This window comes from Mycobacterium sp. IDUB_36 (assembly GCF_055419225.1).
Genome location: NZ_JBVAXH010000001.1, coordinates 1,407,879 through 1,432,027, shown reverse-complemented (window position 1 = coordinate 1,432,027; position 24,149 = coordinate 1,407,879). Strand labels below are relative to the sequence as shown.

Here is a 24,149-nt window from a genome sequence, read left to right as displayed (position 1 = left end):
GAAAATATGTAACATTGGCGGCATGCCAGATACTCATGTCGTCACTAACCAGGTGCCGCCGCTGCAGGAGCACAACCCGGCATCGTCGCCGGTGCTGATCGAGGCGCTGATTCGCGAGGGCGGGCAGTGGGGTTTGGACGAGGTGACCGCGGTGGGCGCGATCTCCGGCTCGAAGCAAACTCAGCGTTGGGGCGAGTTGGCGCAGCGCAACCGGCCGATCCTGCGCACCCACGACCGCTACGGCAATCGCGTCGACGAGGTCGAGTTCGACCCGTCGTACCACGAGCTGATGCGGGCGGCGATCGAGCACGGACTGCACGCCGCGCCGTGGGCCGACGACCGCCCGGGCGCGCATGTGGTGCGCGCGGCCAAGACCAGCGTCTGGACCGCGGAGCCCGGCCACGTCTGCCCGATCTCGATGACGTATGCGGTCGTTCCGGCGCTGCGATTCAACCCCGAGCTCGCCGCCTCCTACGAACCGCTGCTCACCAGCCGCGTCTACGACCCCGAATTGAAGCTTGCCTCAACAAAACTCGGCATCACCGCCGGCATGTCGATGACCGAGAAGCAGGGTGGCTCCGACGTCCGCGCCGGCAACACCGAGGCCGTCTCCAACGGCGACGGCACGTACCGGCTGACCGGCCACAAGTGGTTCACCTCGGCGCCGATGTGCGACATCTTCCTGGTGCTCGCGCAAGCGCCCGGCGGGTTGTCCTGCTACTTCCTGCCGCGCGTGCTGCCCGACGGCAGCCTCAACCGGATGCGCCTGCAGCGCCTGAAGGACAAGCTCGGCAACAACGCCAACGCCTCCAGCGAGGTCGAATACGACGGCGCGACCGCGTGGCTGGTCGGCGAGGAAGGGCGCGGCGTGCCGACCATCATCGAGATGGTCAACCTCACCCGGCTCGACTGCACACTGGGCAGCGCCACCAGCATGCGCACCGGGCTCACCCACGCCGTTCATCATGCCCAGCACCGCAAGGCATTCGGTGAATACCTGATCGACCAGCCGTTGATGCGTAACGTGCTGGCCGACTTGGCCGTCGAAGCCGAGGCCGCCACCATGGTGGCGATGCGGATGGCCGGCGCCACCGACAACGCCGTGCGCGGTGACCAGACCGAGACCCTGCTGCGGCGAATCGGGCTGGCCGCCAGCAAGTACTGGGTGTGCAAGCGCGCGACACCGCACGCCGCCGAAGCCATGGAATGCCTGGGCGGCAACGGCTACGTCGAGGAGTCCGGCATGCCGCGGCTCTACCGCGAAGCCCCGCTGATGGGAATCTGGGAGGGCTCCGGCAACGTCAGCGCGCTGGACACGTTGCGCGCCATGGCAACTCGGCCCGAATGCATCGAGGTGCTGTTCGACGAACTGGGTAAGAGCACGGGGCAGGACGCCCGGCTGGACCGCCATGTCGAGCAGCTGCGTCCGCAGCTCGGTGACCTGGAGACCATCCAGTACCGCGCCCGTAAGGTCGCCGAGGACATCTGCCTGGCACTGCAGGGGTCGCTGTTGGTGCGGCACGGACACCCGGCCGTCGCCGAGGCGTTCCTGGCCACCCGGCTGGAAGGCCAGTGGGGCGGCGCCTTCGGGACCATGCCCGCCGGGTTGGACCTCTCGCCGATCATCGAGCGTGCTCTGGTGAAGGGATGACACACGCGATCAGGCCGGTCGACTTCGACAACCTGAAGACGATGACCTATGAGGTCACCGATCGGGTTGCCCGAATCACGTTCAACCGTCCCGACAAGGGCAACGCGATCATCGCAGACACCCCGCTGGAGCTCTCGGCTCTGGTGGAGCGCGCCGATCTGGACCCCAACGTCCACGTGATCCTGGTCTCGGGTCGGGGCGAGGGCTTCTGCGCCGGCTTCGACCTGAGTGCCTATGCCGACCGGACCGGCTCGGCCGGCGGAACCGGCGCCTACAGCGGAACATCGCTGGACGGTAAAACCCAGGCGGTCAACCACTTACCGAACCAGCCGTGGGATCCGATGATCGACTACCAGATGATGAGCCGCTTCGTGCGCGGCTTCTCCAGCCTGTTGCACGCCGACAAGCCGACGGTCGCGAAAATCCACGGCTACTGCGTGGCTGGCGGAACCGACATCGCGCTGCACGCCGACCAGGTGATCGCCGCGTCCGACGCCAAGATCGGCTACCCGCCGACCCGGGTCTGGGGCGTACCGGCGGCCGGCATGTGGGCCCACCGACTCGGTGACCAGCGCGCCAAACGCCTTCTGCTGACCGGAGACTGCATCACCGGCGCCCAGGCCGCCGAGTGGGGTCTGGCGGTCGAGGCGCCGGATCCGAAGGATCTCGACGAGCGGACCGAGCGACTGGTCGAGCGGATCGCCGCCGTCCCGGTCAACCAGCTGATCATGGTCAAGCTGGCACTCAATTCCGCTCTGCTGCAACAGGGTGTGGCCACCAGCAGAATGGTCAGCACGGTGTTCGACGGGGTCGCGCGCCACACGCCCGAGGGCCACGCATTCGTCGCCGACGCCGTCGAGCACGGCTTCCGCGAGGCGGTCAAACACCGCGACGAACCGTTCGGCGACTCCGGCCGGCGAGCTTCCCAGGTCTGACCTGATGCCCAAGTCGCTGGCCCGCATGACCGCCCGGTCGGTGGTGCTCAGCGTGATGCTCGGTGCGCACCCGGCGCGGGCCAGCGCCGCCGAATTGATCCGGCTCACCGACGACTTCGGTATCAAAGAGACAACCCTGCGGGTGGCGTTGACCCGGATGGTCAGCGCGGGCGACCTGGTGCGCTCGGCCGACGGCTACCGGCTTGCCGATCGATTGTTGGCCCGTCAGCGACGGCAGGACGACGCGATGCGGCCCAAGCTGCTGCCCTGGCGTGGAACCTGGACGACGCTGATCGTCACCAGCGTGGGCACCGACGCCCGGACCCGCGCGTCATTGCGAACGACGCTGCACCACAGGCGTTTCGGCGAACTGCGCGAAGGGGTGTGGATGCGGCCGGACAACCTCGAGCTCGACCTCGACCGCGGGGTCCGCTCCCGGGTGCGGATCATCGAGGCCCGCGACGACGATCCGGCCGACTTGGCGCTCCAGCTGTGGGACCTGCCGTCCTGGGTGCGCACCGGCGAACTTCTCCTGGAGGACATGTCGAACGCGCAGGATGTGCCGGCCCGATTCGTCACGGCCGCGGCGATGGTGCGCCACCTGCTGACCGATCCGGTGCTGCCCGACGAGCTGCTGCCCGGCGACTGGCCGGGTACCCGACTACGCGCCGCCTACAACGACTTCGCCGCCGAACTGCTCGCGCGGCGCGACGACGTCCGACTGATGGAGGCCAGATGAGCGATCCGGTACGCGTCGAGCAGCATGGCGCCGTGACCACCGTCATCCTCAACCGGCCCGAAGCGCGCAACGCGGTCAACGGCCCCACCGCCGCGGCCCTCTACGAGGCGTTCGATGATTTCGACAGCGACGAATCCGCGTCCGTGGCAGTGCTGTGGGGCGATCACGGAACCTTTTGCGCTGGAGCGGATTTGAAGGCATTCGGCACACCGGACGCCAACGCGGTCCACCGGACCGGGCCCGGTCCGATGGGCCCTAGCCGAATGGTGCTGTCCAAGCCGGTGATCGCCGCGGTCAGCGGCTACGCCGTCGCCGGTGGTCTGGAACTCGCACTCTGGTGCGACTTGCGGGTCGCCGAGGAGGACGCCGTGTTCGGGGTGTTCTGCCGCCGCTGGGGGGTGCCGTTGATCGACGGCGGCACGATCCGGTTGCCCCGCCTGATCGGGCAGAGCCGGGCGATGGACATGATCCTCACCGGTCGGCCGGTCGACGCCGGCGAGGCGCTGTCGATCGGGCTCGCCAATCGTGTTGTGCCCACCGGGCAGGCGCGCGAAGCCGCCGAGCAGTTGGCCGCCGAACTGGCCGCCCTGCCTCAGCAATGCCTGCGCTCGGACCGGCTCTCGGCGTTGCATCAGTGGGGCCTGCCCGAAGCCGAGGCCCTGGACTACGAGTTCGCCAGCATCTCCCGGGTCGCCGCCGAAGCGAACGAAGGGGCCGGACGCTTTGCCGCCGGTGCGGGTCGCCACGGCGCGCAGGCTTAGTACTGCGGCAACGTGAACGACCGCGCGACCGCCAGCGACTGACGGGCTACCAGCTTGCTCACCAGCGGAATGCGCAGTGCACGCAGAGCGATGTTACGCAGCGGGGCGAGCCGGCCGGTAGCGAAGCGCTCGGCTCTCAGCGCGTCGACGGCGCTTTTCTGGCACCGCGCGACATACGGCGCCATCCGTCGCTGGTATCGATCGAACGCCGCAGCGTAATCGTCTCCGGCCGTGCGTAATTCGTGCGCCAACAGATAGACGCCGACCATCGCGAGGGTGGTGCCCATGCCCGACCGGGGTGAAGCGCACCAGGCCGCATCGCCGGTCAGGCAGACCCGTCCGCGCGCATAGGAGTTCAGATGGACCTGCGCGATCGAATCGAAGTACACCTGCGGAGTTTCGGCCAGGCCCGTGAGCAGGTGCGGAACCTCCCAGCCCATCCCCGCGTATCGCTGCGCGAACAACCGCTTGTTGCCTTCGGTGTCTCGATAGTCGAAGTTCAGGCCGGGGTCGGCGAGGAAGAAGCTGGCGCGGGCCGGTTCGTCGGGGTCGATGCCCTGCAGCGCCGCGGTCCGGCCCGCATCGATGTGGGCCACGCCGCAATGGTCAAGGCGCCAACGGTTTTCGACGTCGAAGAACCCGAAGCACTGTCCGAGCTGAGTGACGTAGTCGGCCTCCGGGCCGAACACCAGCCGGCGCAACCCGGAATGTAGGCCGTCCGCCCCGACGACGAAGTCGTAACTGCCGGTGGTGCCATCGCTGAAGGTCACCGTCACCCGCTGTCCGTCATCGTCGACCGCCGTAATGCGTTCGCCGAAGCGATAATTCACGTCGCCGCGAACGGCGTCGTACAGAATGCGGGTGAGCGTGCCCCAGTGGATCTCCACCTCGCCGCTCACCACCTCGGCGGGCAGACGCCCGACCTCGCGACCCCGGCTGTCGACCAGCGCGAGTGGCCCCATGCTGGTGGCCGCCGCTCGCACCGTGTCGAGCAGGCCCATCTTGTCGAGCACCGTCAACGCGGGCCCGCGGAAGTCGACGGCCTGCCCACCGGTGCGCAGCTCGCGGGCCTGCTCGATGATCGTCACGGTATGGCCGTGTTTGGTCAGCCAGAAGGCCAAGCTGGGTCCGGCGATACCGCCGCCACTGATGAGTATGTCGAAAGACATTGTCGGGAAGGGCTAACCGGCTTTGTTGATGGAGTTTCCGCTGCCGAGGTTGTCGATCTTGGGGTCGCCGTCTTTGTAGCTGATGGTGTTGTTCAACCCGACCACATTGATCTGGGTGGCGATCTTGTCGATGGTGATCTTGTTGTCGGCCCCGCCGATGCTCACCGTGCCGCAGGTGCCTTTCACCGTCAGCGTGTTGTTCGACCCGCCGACATTGAGTGACTTGCCGTCGCCGCAGTCGAGAGTCGTCGTGGTACCCAGTGACGTGTAGTTGATCGTGTTGCCGATGTCGAACTGCGCGCCCGAGCTGCTGGTCGGCGGTGTGGACGTCGATGAGGTGGGGGATCCGCTGGACGGCACGGCGCCGTTGTTGCTGCCGTGTGTGCAACCGGCGATAGCGAGCGCCGCCGCTGCGGCCACGGCCACAACGAGAACTCGAGAGTCGTTCCTGCGCATGCTGTCAGCTCCCCACGTGGCTGACGCGATTCGTCATACCGAGTTCGCGGCCGCGGTCCCAGACGATCGGGTCACCGTTCTTGAAGAAGACCGACTCGTTGGAGCCGTAGACCGTGATGTCGTGGATGACGTTGTCTGCCACCACAGTATGGCCCGACCCCATCACCGATATCGCCCAGCACGTCCCGAGCGCGTTGACGGTGTTCCTGGTGCCGTCGACCAACAGTGTCGCGCCGTTGCAGTCGACGGTCTGCTCGATGCCCATCCCGGTGATGTGCGTGTCGCCGTTCTTGGCGAGCCCGCTCGGCGCCCCGGCGGCGGAGGTGAAGCCGATCGCGAGTGCACTGGCGGCCACGGCCCGGCCGGGGATCGACATGTTCATCGCGGGTTCCTCTCGCCACGGCGTGCGATCTGCTGGAAAAGAGCCTACGTCCCGGCATCACCGGCAGACTAGAGTTCTTCGTTCCGGGGCAGCGCGGACAACAGTCCGTAGACGACACCGGCGAATGCAACCGAAGGACGACCGCCATGCCAGCAGAGCCGGAGTCACCGGCCGCTCGGTCGGGCACGAAGTCCGGGGCCCGGGTGGCGCGGCTGAGTCGCGACATCATCGTCAACGCGGCGCTCACCTTCCTGGACCGCGAGGGCTGGGACGCCCTGACGATCAATGCCCTGGCGACGCAGCTGGGAACCAAGGGCCCGTCGCTGTACAACCACGTCGACAGCCTGGAGGACCTGCGCCGCACCGTGCGGATCCGGGTCATCGACGACATCATCACGATGCTGAACCGGGTCGGGGAGGGCCGCGCCCGCGACGACGCCGTGCTGGTGATGGCCAGCGCCTACCGCAGCTATGCCCATCACCATCCCGGCCGCTACTCGGCCTTCACCCGGATGCCGTTGGGCGTGGGCGACGATCCGGAGTACACCGCCGCGACCCGGGCCGCCGCCACGCCGGTGATCGAGGTGTTGTCGTCCTACGGGCTCGACCTCGAGCAGGCTTTCTATGCCGCGCTGGAGTTCTGGTCGGCCATGCACGGTTTCGTGCTGCTGGAGATGACCGGCGTGATGGACGACATCGACACCGATTCGGTGTTCTCGGACATGGTGCTCCGCCTGGCGGCCGGCATCGAGCTACGCAGCGGATCCGGTGCGCGTGACGCCCCGTGAGACGTGCCGGTAACTTGGTCGGTTGGACGCCGACGTCGTCGCTTTGACCTGCCCGACTAGCGGCGGGTATTGTGGAGCCTCGTGCCTGGCGGTTTTGGGCGCCTCACCTAACGACGCGAACGCCGGGCCAATTCGCATGCCAACCACGCAACGGATTGATTCTGCGGCGGGCGCGTGCGACACACCCGGCCGCGGGGGACCGCGGAAGGGTGAAACTGCACTACAGAGACTTAGCACCACCAGAATCTGACAGCAACAAAAGAACGAAGTAGGAAGCCGGTAGATGCCAACCATTCAGCAGCTGGTCCGCAAGGGTCGCCGTGACAAGGTCGCGAAGGTCAAGACCGCGGCCCTCAAGGGCAGCCCGCAGCGCCGCGGGGTCTGCACCCGCGTGTACACAACGACCCCGAAGAAGCCGAACTCGGCGCTGCGGAAGGTCGCGCGCGTCAAGCTGACCACGGGCGTCGAGGTCACCGCCTACATCCCGGGCGAGGGTCACAACCTGCAGGAGCACTCGATGGTGCTGGTGCGTGGTGGTCGTGTGAAGGACCTGCCGGGTGTGCGTTACAAGATCATCCGCGGCTCGCTGGACACCCAGGGTGTCAAGTCCCGCAAGCAGGCTCGCAGCCGTTACGGCGCCAAGAAGGAGAAGAGCTAATGCCGCGCAAAGGGCCCGCGCCGAAGCGGCCACTGGTCAACGACCCTGTCTACGGGTCGCAGCTGGTGACGCAGTTGGTCAACAAGGTTCTGCTGGACGGGAAGAAATCCCTGGCTGAGCGCATTGTTTATGGTGCCCTCGAGCAGGCTCGCGAGAAGACCGGTACCGATCCGGTCGTCACCCTCAAGCGTGCGATGGACAACGTCAAGCCGGCACTCGAGGTCCGCAGCCGCCGCGTCGGTGGTGCGACCTACCAGGTGCCCGTCGAGGTGCGCCCCGAGCGGTCGACGACGCTGGCACTGCGCTGGCTGGTCAGCTTCTCCAAGCAGCGCCGCGAGAAGACCATGGTCGAGCGGCTCGCCAACGAGCTGCTGGACGCCAGCAACGGTCTGGGCGCCGCCGTCAAGCGACGCGAGGACGTCCACAAGATGGCCGAGGCAAACCGCGCCTTCGCGCACTACCGCTGGTAGGGGCCGCAACGGTCCGAACCGGCACAACGCCGGGGCGCTGACAGCGAAATAACCAAGCAATCGAAAGAGTGGGAAGACTTCCGTGGCACAGAAGGACGTGCTGACCGACCTCACCAAGGTCCGCAACATCGGAATCATGGCGCACATCGACGCCGGTAAGACGACGACGACGGAGCGCATCCTCTACTACACCGGCATCAGCTACAAGATCGGTGAAGTCCACGACGGCGCCGCCACGATGGACTGGATGGAGCAGGAGCAGGAGCGCGGGATCACCATCACCTCCGCGGCGACCACCTGCTTCTGGAACGACAACCAGATCAACATCATCGACACCCCCGGCCACGTCGACTTCACCGTCGAGGTGGAGCGCAGCCTGCGCGTGCTGGACGGCGCCGTGGCCGTGTTCGACGGCAAAGAAGGTGTCGAGCCGCAGTCCGAGCAGGTCTGGCGGCAGGCCGACAAGTACGACGTCCCGCGGATCTGTTTCGTCAACAAGATGGACAAGATCGGCGCCGACTTCTACTTCTCGGTGAAGACGATGGAAGACCGACTCGGCGCCAACGTCATCCCGATCCAGCTGCCGGTGGGTTCCGAGGGCGACTTCGAGGGCATCATCGACCTGGTCGAGATGAAGGCCAAGGTATGGCGGGGCGAGACGAAGCTCGGCGAGACCTACGAGACCATCGACATCCCGGCCGAACTGCAGGACAAGGCCGACGAGTACCGCGAGAAGCTGCTCGAGGCCGTCGCCGAGACCGACGAAACGTTGCTGGAGAAGCACTTCGGCGGCGAGGCGCTGACGATCGACGAGATCAAGGGCGCCCTGCGCCAGCTCACCATCAGCTCCGAGGCCTACCTCGTGCTGTGCGGTAGCGCGTTCAAGAACAAGGGCGTGCAGCCGATGCTGGACGCGGTCATCGACTACCTGCCGTCGCCGCTGGACGTGCCGCCTGCCGAGGGCCACGTCCCCGGCAAGGAAGACGAGTTGATCACCCGCAACCCGTCGACCGACGAGCCGTTCTCCGCGCTGGCGTTCAAGGTGGCCACCCACCCGTTCTTCGGCAAGCTGACCTATGTCCGGGTGTACTCGGGCAAGGTCGACTCCGGCAGCCAGGTCATCAACGCCACCAAGGGCAAGAAGGAGCGGCTGGGCAAGCTGTTCCAGATGCACTCCAACAAGGAGAACCCGGTGGAGACCGCTTCGGCGGGTCACATCTACGCGGTGATCGGCCTCAAGGACACCACCACCGGCGACACCCTCTGCGACCCCAACAATCAGATCGTGTTGGAGTCGATGACCTTCCCGGACCCGGTCATCGAGGTTGCGATCGAGCCGAAGACCAAGAGCGACCAGGAGAAGCTGAGCCTTTCCATCCAGAAGCTCGCCGAGGAGGACCCGACCTTCAAGGTGCACCAGGACAACGAGACCGGCCAGACCGTCATCGGCGGTATGGGCGAGCTGCACCTGGACATCCTGGTCGACCGGATGCGCCGCGAGTTCAAGGTCGAAGCCAACGTCGGCAAGCCGCAGGTGGCCTACAAGGAGACCATCAAGCGCACGGTCGACAAGGTCGAGTTCACCCACAAGAAGCAGACCGGTGGCTCGGGTCAGTTCGCCAAGGTCCTCGTCAGCCTCGAACCGTTCAGCGGTGAGGACGGCGCGACCTACGAGTTCGAGAACAAGGTCACCGGTGGCCGCATCCCACGGGAGTACATTCCGTCGGTCGACGCCGGCGCCCAGGACGCGATGCAGTACGGCGTCCTGGCCGGCTACCCGCTGGTCAACGTCAAGCTGACGCTGCTCGACGGTGCCTACCACGACGTCGACTCGTCCGAGATGGCGTTCAAGATCGCCGGTTCACAGGTGATGAAAAAGGCTGCGGCGCAAGCACAGCCGGTCATCCTGGAACCCATCATGGCCGTCGAGGTCACAACACCCGAGGACTACATGGGTGACGTGATCGGCGACCTGAACTCCCGCCGTGGCCAGATCCAGGCCATGGAGGAACGCAGCGGAGCGCGCGTGGTCAAAGCCCACGTGCCGCTGTCGGAGATGTTCGGCTACGTCGGCGACCTGCGGTCGAAGACACAGGGCCGGGCGAACTACTCCATGGTGTTCGACTCCTACGCCGAAGTTCCGGCGAACGTGTCGAAGGAAATCATCGCCAAGGCGACCGGCGAGTGAGCTGACCCGGCCAACGGAGTAATCTTGCCCGGTCACAACCGCGGCACAACGGAAATAACAACACTGCTTTAACAAGCACCAACAAGTCCAGGAGGACACAGAAGTGGCGAAGGCGAAGTTCGAGCGGACGAAGCCGCACGTCAACATCGGGACCATCGGTCACGTTGACCACGGCAAGACCACGTTGACCGCGGCTATCACCAAAGTTCTGCATGACAAGTACCCCGCACTCAACGAGTCGCGTGCGTTCGATCAGATCGACAACGCGCCCGAAGAGCGTCAGCGCGGTATCACGATCAACATCTCCCACGTGGAGTACCAGACCGAGAAGCGTCACTACGCGCACGTCGACGCCCCCGGTCACGCTGACTACATCAAGAACATGATCACCGGTGCCGCCCAGATGGACGGCGCGATCCTGGTGGTTGCCGCTACCGACGGCCCGATGCCGCAGACCCGCGAGCACGTGCTGCTGGCCCGCCAGGTCGGTGTGCCCTACATCCTGGTCGCGCTGAACAAGGCCGACATGGTCGACGACGAGGAGCTGCTGGAGCTCGTCGAGCTCGAGGTTCGTGAGCTGCTGGCCGCCCAGGAGTTCGACGAGGACGCACCGGTCATCCAGGTATCGGCGCTCAAGGCCCTCGAGGGCGACCCGAAGTGGGTCGAGTCAGTCGAGAAGCTGATGGACGCGGTCGACGAGTCGATCCCGGACCCGGTCCGCGAGACCGACCTGCCGTTCCTGATGCCCGTCGAGGACGTGTTCACCATCACCGGTCGTGGGACCGTGGTGACCGGCCGTGTCGAGCGTGGCGTGATCAACGTCAACGAAGAGGTCGAGATCGTCGGCATCAAGACGACCAGCGCCAAGACCACCGTCACCGGTGTCGAGATGTTCCGCAAGCTCCTCGACCAAGGCCAGGCCGGCGACAACGTCGGGCTGCTGCTGCGTGGTATCAAGCGTGAGGACGTCGAGCGCGGTCAGGTTGTGATCAAGCCCGGCACCACCACGCCGCACACCGACTTCGAGGGCAGCGTCTACATCCTGTCCAAGGACGAGGGTGGCCGGCACACGCCGTTCTTCAACAACTACCGTCCGCAGTTCTACTTCCGCACCACCGACGTGACCGGTGTTGTGACGTTGCCGGAGGGCACCGAAATGGTGATGCCCGGTGACAACACCGAGATCTCGGTGAAGCTGATCCAGCCTGTCGCCATGGACGACGGCCTGCGGTTCGCGATCCGTGAAGGTGGCCGTACCGTCGGCGCCGGCCGGGTCACCAAGATCCTCAAGTAGTTCGCTTCAACGCCGACGGCGCTCATCCCTTCGGGGGTGGGCGCCGTTGCGCTTTTCCGGTGTGTTGGCCACGGGTTCGGTGCGGACCAACCCATTTCCAAACCCGTGGCGATACGCTGACCGGCGTCATCGGTCGCCGACCAGCGGGAGCGCCAATGTTAGCTCGGTACCTCAAAGCCCAACTCATCGTCCTGGTCTGCGGCGGTCTGGTCGGCCCGATTTTTCTGATCACCTACTTTGCTCTGCCCAAGCTGTTGGGGTCGTTCGGTAGCGAGGCGGACTCGATCGTCGAGCAGAGCACGTCGTGGTTGCTGTGGGCCGGGCTTTTCATCACCGTCGTCGACGTACTGGTCGCGCTCTGGCTGGCCAACCGCGGGGCCCAGGCGTCCGCAAAAATGGCCGCGCTGCAGCAGACCGGCGTGCTTGCCACCGCGCAGATTCAGGGCCTGGCGGAGACCGGTATGCGGATCAACGACCACCCGGTGATCAAGTTGGATCTGCGTATCACCGGCCCGGGGGTCGATTTCAACGACCAGAAGCGGGTCACCGTCGACTTCTCCAAGCAGGCGATCGTCACGGCGCGCAAGCTCGTCGCCCTCGTCGACCCGACCACGCGCGAGTACGAGATCGACTGGCAGGCAAGCGCATTGATAGCGGGCGTGGTGCCCGCGCAGATCACCGTCAGCGAGGACAACAAGACCTACGACCTGAGCGGTCAGGCGGGTCCGCTGATGGAGATCATGCAGATCTACAAGGCCCACAACCTGCCGCTGGCCGGCACCGTGGACATCCGCAACTTTCCCGCCGTGCGCCAGCAGGTGCTGGCGGTGGTCCGGCGAGCCGGCGAAGCGCCGCAGGAGCAGCCCTCATCGGTAGGCGGGGGCGTGTCGGACCGCCTCGAGGAGCTGCAGAAACTGCACACCAGCGGCGCCATCTCGGATGCGGAGTACGCCGCGGCCCGGCAGAAGATCATCGCCGACCTCTGAGCAGTGGGCTGTCCCGCACCACCCGTTCCGTCTCACAGTCGTGCTCGGCATCGTTAGCCGGGAGGCAGGACCAGCCGATTAGAACACGTTTCAGTTTCGCTGTTAGCCTGATCGACAATCGGCGAAAGGGGCAGGCGTGTCCGGAGCATTGCAGGGGCGGGTGGCGTTCATCACCGGCGCGGCGCGCGGCCAGGGTCGCGCCCATGCGATCCGGTTGGCGCGCGAGGGCGCGGACATCATCGCCTCGGACATCTGCGCGCCGGTGTCCGACAGCATCAGCTACCCCCCGGCCACCGCGGCGGATCTGGCGGAGACGGTTCGCGCCGTCGAGGCCGAGGGCCGCAAGATCCTGGCCCGTCAGGTCGACATTCGTGACGACGCGGCGCTCCGCCAGTTGGTCGCCGACGGTGTCGAACAGTTCGGCCGCCTCGACATCCTGGTTGCCAACGCCGGCGTGCTCAGCTGGGGACGGGTGTGGGAACTCACCGATGAGCAGTGGGACAGCGTCATCGGCGTGAATCTGACCGGCACATTCCAGACCGTGCGCGCGGTGGTACCCGCGATGATCGAGGCCGGCAACGGCGGAGCCATCGTCGTGGTCAGTTCGTCGGCCGGTCTGAAGGCCACCCCCGGCAACGGCCACTACGCTGCCTCCAAGCACGGACTGACCGGGCTGACCAACACCCTGGCAATCGAGTTGGGCGAGTACAACATCCGGGTCAACTCCATTCACCCTTACTCGGTCGAGACCCCGATGATCGAACCCGACCTGATGATGCAGGTGTTCGCCAAACACCCCCACTTCATCCACAGTTTCGGCCCGATGCCGCTGCAGCCCAACGGGTTCATGGGAGCCGCCGAAGTGTCCGACGTGGTGGCGTGGCTGGTCAGCGATGGATCAGGCACACTGACCGGAGCGCAGATCCCGGTCGACAAGGGCGTGCTGAAGTACTAGCCCGCCGTCTCCGACAGCACCTCGGCCAATCGGTCGATGGCCCAATCGATTTCGGTTTCGGTGACCACCAGTGGTGGAGCGATCCGCAGCGTCGAACCATGCGTGTCCTTGACCAGCACCCCGCGGTCGGCCAGGCGCAGGCTGAGCTGCTTGCCACTTCCGAGCGCCGGGTCGAGGTCGACACCAGCCCACAGTCCCCGCCCGCGCACCGCGAGCACGCCGTGGCCGATCAGCTCCCGCAGCCGGCCGTGCAGGTGTTCCCCCAGCCGGGCCGAACGCTCCTGAAACTCGCCGCGGGCCAGCATCGACACCACGGTGTGGCCGATCGCGGCCGCAAATGGGTTGCCCCCGAACGTCGAGCCGTGCTCACCGGGATGCAGCACACCGAGAACGTCGCGGCCGGCCACCACTGCGGACAGCGGTACCACGCCGCCGCCCAGTGCTTTGCCGAGCAGATAGATGTCGGGCACCACATCCCAGTGGTCGCAGGCGAAGGTGCGGCCGGTGCGAGCCAGACCCGACTGGATCTCGTCGGCCATCATGAGAACATTCCGGTCAGTGCAGATTTCACGCACCGCCGGTAGGTAGTGCTCGGGCGGAACGACCACACCGGCCTCGCCCTGAATCGGCTCCAGCAGCACGGCGACGGTGTGCTCGTCGATCACCTCGGCCAGCGCGGAGGCATCGCCGAAGGGCACCGATCGGAAACCCGGTGTGAAGGGCCCGAAGCCGCCCCGCGCCGTCGGGTCCGAAGAGAAGCTGACGATGCTGATGGTCCGGCCGTGAAAGTTGTTGTCGGCGACCACAATATTGGCCTGGCCGGCTGGAACGCCCTTGACGTCGGTGCCCCATTTGCGCGCCACCTTGAGCGCGCTCTCGACCGCTTCGGCACCGCTGTTCATCGGCAACACCATGTCCTTGGCGCACAAGGTCGCCAGTGCCGCGCAGAACGTGCCGAGCGCCTCGGCGTGGAAGGCGCGGCTGACCAGTGTCACGGTGTCGAGCTGGGCATGCGCTGTCGCGGTGATCTCCGGGTTCCGGTGCCCGAAATTCACCGCCGAGTAAGCCGACAGGCAATCCAGATACTGGCGGCCCTCGACGTCGGTGATCCAGCACCCCTGCGCACTGGCGGCGACCACCGGCAGCGGCGAGTAGTTGTGCGCGGCGTAACGCTCGTCGATCGCGATCGCCGCTTCGGTCAGCGCGCCGTCACCGACAAGGGTGCCCAGGGTCACGAATACACCTCCAGCGTGCAGCATTTGACCGAGCCGCCGCCCTTCAACAGCTCGGGCATGTCGACGCCGATCGGCTCGAATCCGGCGTCGCTGAGCTGATCGGCGAACCCGGTGGCGGCGGCCGGGAGCACGACGTGGCGACCATCGGAGACCGCGTTGAGCCCGAACGCGTAGGCATCGGCGCTGTCCACCGCTATCGCGTCAGGGAACAGCGTCTCCAGATGCGCTCGGGAGACATAGGTGAAGGCCGGGGGATAGTAGGCGATGGTCCTATTGTCGAGCACAGTCAGCGCGGTGTCGAGGTGATAGAAGCGCGGATCCACCAGTTCGAGGCTGATCACCCGGCGCCCGAAGATACCGGCGACCTCGCTGTGGGCCCGCAGACTGGTTCGGAAGCCGTATCCGGCCAGGATGATGTCACCGACCGGCAACAGATCGCCCTGGCCCTCGTTGACCTGCCGGGCGTACACCGGTTCGAAACCCCGCGACTGCAGCCATTCACCGTATGCCACCGACTCCTGTTGACGTTCAACGTGTTTGAAGCGCGCAACCACCGCGGTGCCGCCGATGATCAACCCGCCGTTGGCGGCGTACACCATGTCGGGCAGGCCGGGCACCGGCTCGACCACGTCCACCTGGTGGCCCAGGCCCAGATAGACGTCGTGCAGGTGTTGCCACTGATCGACGGCGGCGTCCGCGTCGACCGGCGTGCTGGTGTCCATCCAGGGATTGATCGCGTAGTCGACCGCGAAAAACCGCGGCGGCGTCATCACATAATGCCGAACGCCGGCTCGCCGGGTGTCGGGGCCGGCAGCCGCCTCGGACTCCGCGAAGATAGTCATAAATTAACGGTAGAGCAGCATCGGGCACAATGTATCGACGAATCTTGCTTGCTTATACTGACTTTATTGCGCCAAACGACCTATTTTAGAGGTCTGTTGTGAGTGGAGGTTCCGATGGACCGACTGGACGGCATCGACGAGCAGATTCTGGCCGAGCTCGGCCAGCACGCCCGCGCGACGTTCGCGGAGATCGGTGAGCGGGTGCGGTTGTCGGCGCCGGCGGTCAAACGGCGTGTCGACCGGATGCTCGACAGCGGGGTGATCCGGGCGTTCACCACGGTGGTCGACCGCAACGCGATCGGCTGGAACACCGAGGCTTATGTTCAGGTCTTCTGTCACGGCCGGATTTCGCCGGACGAGCTTCGGCGGGCGTGGGCCGACATCCCCGAAGTCGTCAGCGCCGCAACGGTAACCGGTACCGCCGATGCCATTTTGCGGGTGCTGGCGCGCGACATGCAGCATTTGGAGGACGCCCTCGAGCGGATTCGCACCAGTGCTGACATCGAGCGCAGCGAAAGCATCGTGGTGTTGTCCAACCTGATCGATCGTTCGCGCGCGCAGGGGTGAGCAACCGTCGGTCGCTGTAATCGTGTATGAACTCCGAATGACTACTAGCTCTGGCGACAACGGAATTCTGATCGTCGGCGGAGGACTCGCCGCGATCCGGACCGCCGAGCAACTGCGCCGCTCGGAGTTCGGCGGGCCGATCACCATCGTCAGCGACGAGGTGCACCTCCCGTACGACCGGCCCCCGCTGTCCAAAGAGGTACTGCGCAGCGAAGTCGACGACGTCACCCTCAAGCCGCGCGAGTTCTACGACGAGCAGAACATCACCCTGCGACTGGGGTCGGCGGCCACCGGCATCGACACCGAGGCGCAGACCGTCACGCTCGATGACGGAGCCACGCTGAGCTATGACGAACTCGTGATCGCGACGGGCTTGGTGCCCAGGCGCATTCCGGCCTTCCCCGAGTTGGACGGCATCCGGGTGCTGCGGTCTTTCGACGAGAGTCTGGCGCTGCGCAAGCACGCCGCCGAAGCGCACCGGGCCGTCGTGGTGGGAGCCGGGTTCATCGGCTGCGAAGTGGCGGCCAGCCTGCGCGGCCTCGGCGTCGACGTGGTGCTGATCGAGCCACAGCCCGCGCCGCTGGCCGCGGTTCTCGGTGAGCAGATCGGCGGCCTGGTGGCCCGGCTGCACCGCAATGAGGGCGTCGACGTGCGGACCGGTGTGGGGGTGGCGGACGTACGCGGCGACACGCACGTCGAGACCGTGGAATTGACCGACGGCACCGAGTTCAACGCGGATCTGGTCGTGGTGGGCATCGGTTCGCGACCGGCCACCGACTGGCTCGACGGCAGCGGCATCGAGGTCGACAACGGCGTCATCTGCGACGCGGCCGGCCGGACCAGTGCGCCCAACGTGTGGGCTCTCGGCGACGTCGCGTCCTGGCGCGACGCCAAGGGACACCAAGTGCGCGTGGAACATTGGAGCAACGTCGCCGACCAGGCCCGGTCCGTGGTGCCCGCCATGCTCGGCAAGGATGCACCGACCACCGTCGTCGTCCCGTACTTCTGGAGCGACCAGTACGACGTCAAGATCCAGTGCCTGGGCGAGCCTGTCGCCACCGACACCGTGCACATCGTCGAGGACGACGGCCGCAAGTTTCTCGCCTATTACGAGCGGGACGGTGCGGTGGCCGGGGTCGTCGGCGGTGGCATGCCCGGCAAGGTGATGAAGGCACGGGCCAAAATCGCCGCCGCGGTGCCGATTTCAGAAGTCCTGGGTTAGTCCCTCCCAGACGACCGGCGGCCCGTGCGGCGAACACGCAGCCAGCAGTCGGTCGTCCCCGCCAGGCCAGCAGCGGGCCTGCACCACGAACTCGATATCGGCGTCAGGAGTCCGCCGGTGCGGCTCCAGCCGCAGATGGGCGAACGGCGCCTCGGGTGTTGCGCGCGACCCTATCGCCTCGACCTCGGTCGAGATGGTCGACTGCTCGGGCAGCGAAAGGTATTGCCACATAATCGAATGCCACAACACCGTGAGGGCGCCGTTGGCCAGCGCGAGGCCGGCCACGGCTTCGGTCGCGTTGCGGCGATGCAACTTCGCCGGCACCCGACGGGCGATCTCGATCGCGCCGCGCAGCCGGTCCAGCCGGGCCTGCTGGTCGGGCCAGACATAGCTCAGCAGCGTCATTTCACCGTCGGCGCCGGTGGCATCCAGCGGCGCGATGTCATAGCCGTGACGCTCGACGATGTTCAGGTCGGCAGCGGGTGGAACTTGTCCGCGCCATGCGTCGTCGATGGTCACCGGTGATTCGGTCGGACCCCACTCGCCACTGGGATGGCGATAGCGATAGTGGTCGGCGCGTAGGTTGAGTCCGGCGCTACAGCCGATTTCGAAAAGCCTCACCGGAGCCTTGAATCGGTCGGCCAGCATCAGCAGACCACCGATCAGCGCGGCCGACCGGCCGACCTCGTTGGTCTGCGGCGGCTGGTCGAGCGCGGCGCGCAGGTACTCGGAGTGCGCGGCCGCGGCCTGCACGACATCGGGCCATGCCGACTCGGCGTTCCATACTCCGCCGGCGCTGGGATACCAGCGGCGTAACGCGGGGGCGCGCCCGTCGAGCGCCAACCGGTGCAACCCGCCGAGCAGTCGCAGCGGCAAAGCCATGCGGCCAGAGTCGTTTTCGTGGCCCGCGAAGATCTCAGCGAACACCCCGTCGGCTTCGACATCGTCGGCCACCCGTGGCAGGAGTTCGCCGTACATCGCCGACCCCATGCCGGCGCACACCTGACCCTGCACCACGATGGTCTGCAGTAGTCGGCTCATGTCTGTAGATCCTTCAGCCCGGCGCGCACCACGTCAAAGGCATCGCCCAAAGCTTGCGGTAACGAGACCGATTCGTCATCCAGCCAATGCTCGTAGGCGCTCAGGGCCACGCCGAGCATCATCCAGGCGACGGTCTGCGGTCTTAGGTCGGAGGTCTTGGCGCCGGTCCGGTGCGCGATGAAACCGGCGATCACCTCTCGCCATCCGGCGTACATCGTCATCGAATACGCTTGCAGCTCAGCAGTTTGCAGGATCACCCGCATCCGCTGGCGGTGCCGGGCGGTCTCGGATTCGTCGAATGTGTTGAACGACAGCAGCGCTGCCCGCAGCGCGTCGTCCAGCGGTAGTCGCGGATCGACCCCGCTGAGCAGTTCGCTGAAGTGTTGGAGGTGAGCGTCGAAGTCGCCCCACGGAAGCGCGTTTTTCGATGCGTAATACCGGAAAACGCTCCGGCGGGCGATGCCGGCTGCGCGTGCGACGTCGTCGACACTGACCTCCGCGAATCCGCGATCGGCGAACAGCCTGATCGCGACATCGGAGATGTGTTGCGGGGTGGTGGACCGGCGGCGGCCAACCCGCGGCTGCTGCTGCGCCATCAACCCCAGCCTTCCATTCCGGCACTCGATGCCATATTCTGTCCGTGATTCTGACCACATCGACACGACTTGTCGAGCCCTTTTCCGAACGAAAGGCAACGTCATGGAGCCGAACCAGCAGACCGACACGACCACCGAGCTCGTCACCGAAACCCTGGTCGAAGAGGTGTCCATCGACGGGATGTGCGGGGTCTACTGACCGTGAGTGCCCCCACCACGGGGCTGGATGGCCCGTCCTCGCAGCGGACCGTCACCCGGCCCGCATCGCCGGCGGGCGGGCCGACCGAGTTCGATCTCGACGTGCCGTGGCGACTGCACCCGCAGGTCGCCGTGCGCCCCGAATTTTTCGGAGCGTTGTTGTACCACTTCGGAACTCGCAAACTGTCGTTTCTGAAGAACCGCACCATCCTGACGGTGGTGCAATCGTTGGCCGATCATCCCGACGTCCGGGCCGCGCTTCGTGCGGCCGGCGTCGAGGATTCCCAGCAGGGTCCGTATGTGCATGCGCTCGGCGTGCTGGCCGGCTCCCAGATGCTGGTCCCGGCGGAGAAGGAGCAGCGCCCATGACCTCAACGGTTCCACGGCTGATCGAGCAGTTCGAACACGGCCTCGACGCGCCCATCTGCTTGACCTGGGAGCTGACCTACGCGTGCAACCTGGCGTGCGTGCACTGCCTGTCGTCGTCTGGCAAGCGCGATCCGCGTGAGTTGTCCACCCGGCAGTGCAAGGACATCATCGACGAGCTGGAACGCATGCAGGTGTTCTACGTCAACATCGGCGGCGGGGAACCGACTGTGCGACCGGACTTCTGGGAGCTGGTCGACTACGCGACCGCCCACCACGTCGGGGTCAAGTTCTCCACCAACGGCGTGCGGATCACCCCTGAGGTCGCGGCCCGCCTCGCCGCCAGTGACTACGTCGACGTCCAGATCTCGCTGGACGGCGCGACCGCCGAAGTCAACGACGCCGTTCGCGGGGCCGGATCGTTTGCGATGGCCGTCCGCGCCTTGGAGAACCTGGCCGCCGCCGGCTTCTCCGACGCCAAGATCTCGGTGGTGGTGACCCGCCACAACGTCGACCAGCTCGACGAATTCGCCTCGCTGGCAAGCCGTTACGGTGCGACACTGCGGATCACCCGGCTGCGTCCGTCGGGTCGGGGCGCCGACGTCTGGGACGACCTGCACCCCACAGCCGACCAGCAGGTGCAGCTGTACGACTGGCTGGTCGCCAAGGGCGAGCGGGTGCTCACCGGCGACTCGTTCTTCCACCTGTCCGGCCTGGGTGAGCCGGGCGCGCTGGCCGGGCTGAACATGTGCGGCGCCGGTCGGGTGGTGTGCCTGATCGACCCGGTCGGTGACGTCTACGCCTGCCCGTTCGCAATCCACGACCGCTTCCTCGCTGGAAACGTGTTGTCGGACGGCGGTTTTGACAAAGTCTGGAAAGACGCCCCGCTGTTCAACGAGCTGCGCGAGCCGCAGTCCGCAGGTGCCTGTGGCAGTTGCGGGCACTACGACAGTTGCCGCGGCGGTTGCATGGCGGCCAAGTTCTTCACCGGTCTGCCGCTCGACGGGCCAGACCCGGAGTGCGTCCAGGGCTACGGCACGCCGGCGCTGGCACAAGACCGCGACAAGCCGAGGCCGTCCGGCGATCACTCCCGCGGTCAGCGCAAGAGCGGACCCGTACCGCTGACGCTGACCATGCCATCGCGGACGGCACCGCGAAAAACATGTAACGAGAGCCCGGTCTAGCCGTGGCCCGTGACGTCTGGTTCGAGACCGTCGCCATCGCACAGCAACGCGCGAAGAAGCGGCTGCCCAAATCGTCGTACTCGGCCCTGGTGGCCGCCAGCGAGAAAGGGCTGACCGTTGCCGACAACGTCGAGGCGTTCGGCGAGCTGGGATTCGCCCCGCATGTCGTCGGCGCGCTCGAGAAGCGTGACCTGTCGACAACGGTTATGGGACAAGAGATTTCGCTGCCGGTGTTGATTTCGCCGACCGGCGTTCAGGCGGTCGACCCGGACGGTGAGGTGGCGGTGGCACGTGCCGCCGCCGCGCGGGGGACGGCGATGGGATTGTCGTCCTTCGCCAGCAAGCCGGTCGAGGAAGTGATCGCCGCCAACCCGAAGGTGTTCTTCCAGGTCTACTGGTCCGGCGGCCGCGACGTGATCGCACAGCGCGTGGAACGGGCCCGGCAGGCCGGCGCGGTTGGGCTGATCGTCACCACCGACTGGTCGTTCTCGCACGGCCGGGACTGGGGCAGCCCGAAGATTCCCGAGCAGATGAACCTGCGCACCATGCTGCGGATGTCGCCGGAGGTGATCACCCGCCCCGGCTGGTTGTGGAGGTTCGGCAAGACGCTGCGGCCCCCGGACCTGCGGGTACCCAACCTGGCCGGCCGCGGCGAGACCGGTCCGCCGTTCTTCGCTGCCTACGGGGAATGGATGACAACGCCGCCGCCGACGTGGGCCGATATCGCGTGGCTGCGCGAATTATGGGGCGGCCCGTTCATGCTCAAGGGTGTGATGCGCCTCGACGACGCGAAAAGAGCTGTGGATGCCGGTGTTTCGGCAATCTCGGTGTCGAATCACGGCGGCAACAACCTGGACGGCACGCCGGCGTCCATTCGCGCGCTTCCGGCCGTTGCCGACGCCGTCGGCGACCAGGTCGAAGTTTTGCTGGACGGCGGCATCCGGCGCGGCAGTGACGTCGTCAAGGCGCTGGCGCTGGGTGCCCGTGCCGTCATGATCGGACGCGCCTACCTCTGGGGTCTGGCGGCCGCCGGGCAGCCCGGCGTCGAGAACGTCCTCGACATCCTGCGGAGTGGCATCGACTCGGGATTGATGGGGCTCGGACGAGCATCGGTGCATGACCTGAATCGGGACGACGTACTGGTGCCGGACGGCTTCACCCGGACGCTCGGCGCCGACTAGTCGCTCCCCGGACGCGAGACCAGCGGGTATGTTGGTACTCACGTGGCTGACGGGGCGTCGGTGACCGGTTTTAGTGAACGCGCCTCGGGAAAAACTTTTTCGATAGCGCCAACAACCGATGCACTGCAGGTGAATTCGTCTTACCATCACCAAGTGGTAGTCCAGCCCGATCTCGGGGGCTCTACGTCGAGCCAACTGCGAAGCTTGCCGATAGGGCTGGCAATACCAGTTGGCTCCACCGAGCAGCACGGGCCGCACCTGCCACTGGACACCGACACCAGGATCGCGACCGCCGTCACCGGAGGGGTCACGTCCGGCTTGTCCAACCACCCGGACCTGTCGTGGTTGGCGGCTCCGCCGATCGCCTACGGCGCCAGCGGTGAGCACCAGAGCTTCCCCGGCACCATCTCCATCGGCACCGAAGCCCTGACCACGCTGCTGGTGGAGTACGGCAGGTCGGCGACCTGCTGGGCGCAGCGCCTGGTCTTCGTCAACGGCCACGGCGGCAATATCGCCGCGCTGGGCGGGGCCGTCGCGCAACTGCGTCGCGAAGGGCGCGACGCCGCGTGGTGTCCCTGCGCGGTGGCCGGCGGCGACGCGCACGCCGGACACGCTGAAACTTCAGTATTGCTGCATATTTCGCCGACCGATGTCCGGACCGACCGGTGGCGCGCAGGTAACAGCGCGCCGCTGGCCGAGCTGCTGCCGTCGATGCGCAGCGGGGGAGTCGCCGCAGTCAGCGACGTCGGAGTGCTGGGTGACCCGACCACCGCCACCGCGGTCGACGGCGAACGGATGCTGACCGAGATGATCGACGACTGCCTGCGCCGCGTACTGCGCTGGACGCCGGCAGCCGACGGGATGCTCGCATGACACCTACGCGGTTGCCGGACGGGTTTGCTGTGCAGGTCGACCGTCGGGTCCGGGTGCTCGGCCAGGGGTCGGCGCTGCTGGGTGGATCGCCGACCCGGATCCTGCGGTTGGCGCCCGCCGCGCAGGACATGCTCGCCGACGGCCGGCTCAAAGTCAGCGATGCGGTGAGCGCGGAGCTGGCCAGAACGCTACTGGACGCGACCGTCGCGCATCCGCGACCCGCAGGCGGCCCGTCGCATCGCGACGTGACGGTCGTTATTCCGGTGCGGGACAACGCATGTGGGCTACGCAGACTGGTCACTGCGCTGCGCGGACTACGCATCGTCATCGTCGACGACGGATCCTCGACACCGGTCCGGAGCGAGGATTTCGCCGGGGCGCATCCCGAGGTCGAGATTCTGCGGCACGCGCAGAGCACGGGCCCGGCCGCGGCGCGCAACACCGGCCTGTCCGCCTGCAAGACGGACTATGTCGCCTTTCTGGACTCCGATGTCGTCCCGCGCCGCGGCTGGCTGGAGGCACTGCTCGGGCATTTCTGCGACCCGACCGTGGCGCTGGTGGCCCCGAGGATCGTGGGTCTCGCGCAGACCGATCATCTGGTTGCTCGATACGAGTCGGTGCGCTCGTCGCTGGACCTCGGGCAGCGGGAAGCCCCGGTGATTCCCTACACCACGGTGTCGTACGTACCGAGCGCCGCAATCATTTGTCGCACTTCGGCTTTGCGCGATATCAAGGGATTCGACGAGACACTGCGATCCGGTGAAGACGTCGATCTGTGCTGGCGTTTGGTGGAAGCTGGTGCCCGCCTGCGATACGAGCCGATTGCCCAGGTGGCACACGATCACCGGACCGAACTGCGCGATTGGCTCACGCGCAAGGCGTTCTACGGCGGTTCGGCAGCTCCGCTGTCGGTCCGTCACCCGGACAAGATCGCACCGCTGATGATCTCCGGCTGGGCGCTGACGGCATGGATCCTGATGGCCGTCGGTTCGAGCTTCGGCTACCTCGCCTCGCTGTTCGTTGCCGGGCTCACCGGTCGCCGGGTGGCGAAGAGCATGCAGGGCACCGAAACTCAGATGTGGGATGTGGTCACCGTCGCTGCCCGCAGCCTGTGGTCGGCGGCGCTGCAGCTGGCCTCGGCGATCTGCCGGCACTACTGGCCGGTCGCGCTGCTCGCGGCGATCATCTTCCGTCCGGTCCGGCGGGTGGTGCTGGTCGCGGCAGTGGTCGACGGGGTGGTGGACTGGCTCAGCCGCCGGCAGACCGCGGACGACGACGCCCGCCCGATCGGCCTGCTGACGTACTTGGTGCTCAAGCGGCTCGACGACCTGGCCTACGGCCTCGGACTCTGGTACGGCGTGCTGCGCGAGCGCAATGTCGGTCCGCTCAAACCACAGATTCGAGTCTGACTC

26 protein-coding genes are annotated in these 24,149 nt (G+C 66.5%); 19 read left to right on the top strand and 7 right to left on the bottom strand.

Annotated features, from left to right (window positions below):
• Positions 1-22: 22 nt before the first annotated feature.
• The 4 genes from ACZYW1_RS07050 to ACZYW1_RS07035 are packed head-to-tail and all read left to right on the top strand — an operon-like array spanning position 23 to position 4,086.
• Positions 23-1,651 carry an acyl-CoA dehydrogenase family protein gene (locus ACZYW1_RS07050; RefSeq protein ID WP_463784395.1) on the top strand — a complete coding sequence of 543 codons (1,629 nt, stop codon included), beginning with the start codon at positions 23-25 and terminating at the stop codon, positions 1,649-1,651.
• Entirely contained in the window at positions 1,648-2,586 is a 939-nt protein-coding gene (locus ACZYW1_RS07045) for a crotonase/enoyl-CoA hydratase family protein (RefSeq protein WP_293001154.1), read from the top strand. Before ACZYW1_RS07050 ends, ACZYW1_RS07045 begins: the two co-directional genes overlap by 4 nt.
• A gap of 16 nt (positions 2,587-2,602) precedes the next feature.
• On the top strand, positions 2,603-3,325 hold the full coding sequence (locus ACZYW1_RS07040; protein WP_463787727.1) for a PaaX family transcriptional regulator C-terminal domain-containing protein: 723 nt from the start codon (positions 2,603-2,605) through the stop codon (positions 3,323-3,325).
• On the top strand, positions 3,322-4,086 hold the full coding sequence (locus tag ACZYW1_RS07035; RefSeq protein WP_463784393.1) for a crotonase/enoyl-CoA hydratase family protein: 765 nt from the start codon (positions 3,322-3,324) through the stop codon (positions 4,084-4,086). The genes ACZYW1_RS07040 and ACZYW1_RS07035 overlap by 4 nt, the downstream gene beginning before the upstream one ends.
• On the opposite strand, the gene ACZYW1_RS07030 is transcribed toward ACZYW1_RS07035, so the two are convergent.
• Genes ACZYW1_RS07030 through ACZYW1_RS07020 form a run of 3 tightly spaced genes read right to left on the bottom strand, consistent with a single transcriptional unit; the run spans position 4,083 to position 6,093 of the window.
• The gene (locus tag ACZYW1_RS07030; RefSeq protein WP_463784391.1) at positions 4,083-5,255 is read right to left on the bottom strand and encodes an FAD-dependent monooxygenase; all 1,173 of its coding nucleotides are present in this window, start codon (positions 5,253-5,255) and stop codon (positions 4,083-4,085) included. The two genes, ACZYW1_RS07035 and ACZYW1_RS07030, sit on opposite strands and share 4 nt — an antisense overlap.
• Before the next feature lie 12 nt (positions 5,256-5,267).
• Complete coding sequence (locus ACZYW1_RS07025) at positions 5,268-5,711, bottom strand: DUF3060 domain-containing protein (protein ID WP_463784389.1); 444 nt, start codon at positions 5,709-5,711, stop codon at positions 5,268-5,270.
• A gap of 4 nt (positions 5,712-5,715) precedes the next feature.
• Positions 5,716-6,093: a DUF3060 domain-containing protein gene (locus tag ACZYW1_RS07020; RefSeq protein WP_463784387.1), complete on the bottom strand. Its 378-nt coding sequence runs from the start codon at positions 6,091-6,093 to the stop codon at positions 5,716-5,718.
• Positions 6,094-6,239: 146 nt separating this feature from the next.
• On the opposite strand from ACZYW1_RS07020, the gene ACZYW1_RS07015 reads away from it, so the two are divergent.
• The 7 genes from ACZYW1_RS07015 to ACZYW1_RS06985 all read left to right on the top strand — a co-directional run bounded on the left by ACZYW1_RS07015 (position 6,240) and on the right by ACZYW1_RS06985 (position 13,432).
• Complete coding sequence (locus ACZYW1_RS07015) at positions 6,240-6,881, top strand: TetR/AcrR family transcriptional regulator (RefSeq protein ID WP_463784385.1); 642 nt, start codon at positions 6,240-6,242, stop codon at positions 6,879-6,881.
• Positions 6,882-7,164: 283 nt separating this feature from the next.
• Entirely contained in the window at positions 7,165-7,539 is a 375-nt protein-coding gene (gene rpsL, locus ACZYW1_RS07010; RefSeq protein ID WP_285187242.1) for a 30S ribosomal protein S12, read from the top strand.
• The gene (rpsG, locus tag ACZYW1_RS07005) at positions 7,539-8,009 is read left to right on the top strand and encodes a 30S ribosomal protein S7 (protein ID WP_099037227.1); all 471 of its coding nucleotides are present in this window, start codon (positions 7,539-7,541) and stop codon (positions 8,007-8,009) included. Before rpsL ends, rpsG begins: the two co-directional genes overlap by 1 nt.
• Positions 8,010-8,091: 82 nt before the next feature.
• On the top strand, positions 8,092-10,197 hold the full coding sequence (fusA, locus tag ACZYW1_RS07000; protein WP_463784383.1) for an elongation factor G: 2,106 nt from the start codon (positions 8,092-8,094) through the stop codon (positions 10,195-10,197).
• A 103-nt stretch (positions 10,198-10,300) separates the two neighbouring features.
• Positions 10,301-11,491, top strand: a complete 1,191-nt coding sequence (gene tuf, locus ACZYW1_RS06995; protein WP_293001132.1) for an elongation factor Tu — start codon at positions 10,301-10,303, stop codon at positions 11,489-11,491.
• A 155-nt stretch (positions 11,492-11,646) separates the two neighbouring features.
• Entirely contained in the window at positions 11,647-12,477 is an 831-nt protein-coding gene (locus ACZYW1_RS06990; protein ID WP_463784381.1) for an SHOCT domain-containing protein, read from the top strand.
• Between the two features lie 136 nt (positions 12,478-12,613).
• Positions 12,614-13,432: a mycofactocin-coupled SDR family oxidoreductase gene (locus tag ACZYW1_RS06985; RefSeq protein ID WP_463784379.1), complete on the top strand. Its 819-nt coding sequence runs from the start codon at positions 12,614-12,616 to the stop codon at positions 13,430-13,432.
• On the opposite strand, the gene rocD is transcribed toward ACZYW1_RS06985, so the two are convergent.
• Entirely contained in the window at positions 13,429-14,691 is a 1,263-nt protein-coding gene (gene rocD, locus ACZYW1_RS06980) for an ornithine--oxo-acid transaminase (protein ID WP_463784377.1), read from the bottom strand. The genes ACZYW1_RS06985 and rocD overlap by 4 nt on opposite strands.
• Positions 14,664-15,509, bottom strand: a complete 846-nt coding sequence (gene ddaH, locus ACZYW1_RS06975; protein WP_463784376.1) for a dimethylargininase — start codon at positions 15,507-15,509, stop codon at positions 14,664-14,666. Before ddaH ends, rocD begins: the two co-directional genes overlap by 28 nt.
• Positions 15,510-15,623: 114 nt before the next feature.
• On the opposite strand from ddaH, the gene ACZYW1_RS06970 reads away from it, so the two are divergent.
• A complete protein-coding gene (locus ACZYW1_RS06970; RefSeq protein WP_293001126.1) occupies positions 15,624-16,076 on the top strand; it encodes an Lrp/AsnC family transcriptional regulator in 453 nt (150 codons plus the stop codon).
• Positions 16,077-16,113: 37 nt separating this feature from the next.
• Entirely contained in the window at positions 16,114-17,298 is a 1,185-nt protein-coding gene (locus tag ACZYW1_RS06965; RefSeq protein ID WP_463784374.1) for an NAD(P)/FAD-dependent oxidoreductase, read from the top strand.
• Here the strand turns inward: ACZYW1_RS06965 and ACZYW1_RS06960 are convergent.
• Entirely contained in the window at positions 17,281-18,339 is a 1,059-nt protein-coding gene (locus ACZYW1_RS06960; RefSeq protein WP_463784373.1) for a DUF2332 domain-containing protein, read from the bottom strand. The two genes, ACZYW1_RS06965 and ACZYW1_RS06960, sit on opposite strands and share 18 nt — an antisense overlap.
• The gene (gene mftR / locus ACZYW1_RS06955; RefSeq protein ID WP_463784372.1) at positions 18,336-18,935 is read right to left on the bottom strand and encodes a mycofactocin system transcriptional regulator; all 600 of its coding nucleotides are present in this window, start codon (positions 18,933-18,935) and stop codon (positions 18,336-18,338) included. Before mftR ends, ACZYW1_RS06960 begins: the two co-directional genes overlap by 4 nt.
• Positions 18,936-19,038: 103 nt before the next feature.
• Here mftR and mftA point away from each other — a divergent pair, with 103 nt between their 5' ends.
• The 6 genes from mftA (at position 19,039) to mftF (ending at position 24,146) form a co-directional block, all read left to right on the top strand.
• On the top strand, positions 19,039-19,134 hold the full coding sequence (gene mftA, locus ACZYW1_RS06950; protein WP_463784370.1) for a mycofactocin precursor MftA: 96 nt from the start codon (positions 19,039-19,041) through the stop codon (positions 19,132-19,134).
• A 101-nt stretch (positions 19,135-19,235) separates the two neighbouring features.
• Positions 19,236-19,502, top strand: a complete 267-nt coding sequence (gene mftB, locus ACZYW1_RS06945; protein WP_463787726.1) for a mycofactocin biosynthesis chaperone MftB — start codon at positions 19,236-19,238, stop codon at positions 19,500-19,502.
• Entirely contained in the window at positions 19,499-20,683 is a 1,185-nt protein-coding gene (mftC, locus tag ACZYW1_RS06940; RefSeq protein WP_463784369.1) for a mycofactocin radical SAM maturase, read from the top strand. The genes mftB and mftC overlap by 4 nt, the downstream gene beginning before the upstream one ends.
• Before the next feature lie 2 nt (positions 20,684-20,685).
• A complete protein-coding gene (gene mftD, locus ACZYW1_RS06935; protein WP_463784367.1) occupies positions 20,686-21,864 on the top strand; it encodes a pre-mycofactocin synthase MftD in 1,179 nt (392 codons plus the stop codon).
• A gap of 129 nt (positions 21,865-21,993) precedes the next feature.
• On the top strand, positions 21,994-22,737 hold the full coding sequence (gene mftE / locus ACZYW1_RS06930) for a mycofactocin biosynthesis peptidyl-dipeptidase MftE (RefSeq protein WP_463784364.1): 744 nt from the start codon (positions 21,994-21,996) through the stop codon (positions 22,735-22,737).
• Positions 22,734-24,146 carry a mycofactocin biosynthesis glycosyltransferase MftF gene (gene mftF / locus ACZYW1_RS06925; protein WP_463784363.1) on the top strand — a complete coding sequence of 471 codons (1,413 nt, stop codon included), beginning with the start codon at positions 22,734-22,736 and terminating at the stop codon, positions 24,144-24,146. Before mftE ends, mftF begins: the two co-directional genes overlap by 4 nt.
• The last annotated feature ends 3 nt before the right edge of the window (positions 24,147-24,149 follow it).

Coding starts and splice junctions, on each gene's coding strand:
- ACZYW1_RS07050 (WP_463784395.1), top strand. CDS start 23: ATGCCAGATACTCATGTCGTCACTAACCAGGTGCCGCCGCTGCAGGAG.
- ACZYW1_RS07045 (WP_293001154.1), top strand. CDS start 1,648: ATGACACACGCGATCAGGCCGGTCGACTTCGACAACCTGAAGACGATG.
- ACZYW1_RS07035 (WP_463784393.1), top strand. CDS start 3,322: ATGAGCGATCCGGTACGCGTCGAGCAGCATGGCGCCGTGACCACCGTC.
- ACZYW1_RS07030 (WP_463784391.1), bottom strand. CDS start 5,255: ATGTCTTTCGACATACTCATCAGTGGCGGCGGTATCGCCGGACCCAGC.
- ACZYW1_RS07025 (WP_463784389.1), bottom strand. CDS start 5,711: ATGCGCAGGAACGACTCTCGAGTTCTCGTTGTGGCCGTGGCCGCAGCG.
- ACZYW1_RS07020 (WP_463784387.1), bottom strand. CDS start 6,093: ATGAACATGTCGATCCCCGGCCGGGCCGTGGCCGCCAGTGCACTCGCG.
- ACZYW1_RS07015 (WP_463784385.1), top strand. CDS start 6,240: ATGCCAGCAGAGCCGGAGTCACCGGCCGCTCGGTCGGGCACGAAGTCC.
- rpsL (WP_285187242.1), top strand. CDS start 7,165: ATGCCAACCATTCAGCAGCTGGTCCGCAAGGGTCGCCGTGACAAGGTC.
- rpsG (WP_099037227.1), top strand. CDS start 7,539: ATGCCGCGCAAAGGGCCCGCGCCGAAGCGGCCACTGGTCAACGACCCT.
- ACZYW1_RS06990 (WP_463784381.1), top strand. CDS start 11,647: ATGTTAGCTCGGTACCTCAAAGCCCAACTCATCGTCCTGGTCTGCGGC.
- rocD (WP_463784377.1), bottom strand. CDS start 14,691: ATGCTGCACGCTGGAGGTGTATTCGTGACCCTGGGCACCCTTGTCGGT.
- ddaH (WP_463784376.1), bottom strand. CDS start 15,509: ATGACTATCTTCGCGGAGTCCGAGGCGGCTGCCGGCCCCGACACCCGG.
- ACZYW1_RS06970 (WP_293001126.1), top strand. CDS start 15,624: ATGGACCGACTGGACGGCATCGACGAGCAGATTCTGGCCGAGCTCGGC.
- ACZYW1_RS06965 (WP_463784374.1), top strand. CDS start 16,114: ATGACTACTAGCTCTGGCGACAACGGAATTCTGATCGTCGGCGGAGGA.
- ACZYW1_RS06960 (WP_463784373.1), bottom strand. CDS start 18,339: ATGAGCCGACTACTGCAGACCATCGTGGTGCAGGGTCAGGTGTGCGCC.
- mftR (WP_463784372.1), bottom strand. CDS start 18,935: ATGGCGCAGCAGCAGCCGCGGGTTGGCCGCCGCCGGTCCACCACCCCG.
- mftA (WP_463784370.1), top strand. CDS start 19,039: ATGGAGCCGAACCAGCAGACCGACACGACCACCGAGCTCGTCACCGAA.
- mftC (WP_463784369.1), top strand. CDS start 19,499: ATGACCTCAACGGTTCCACGGCTGATCGAGCAGTTCGAACACGGCCTC.
- mftF (WP_463784363.1), top strand. CDS start 22,734: ATGACACCTACGCGGTTGCCGGACGGGTTTGCTGTGCAGGTCGACCGT.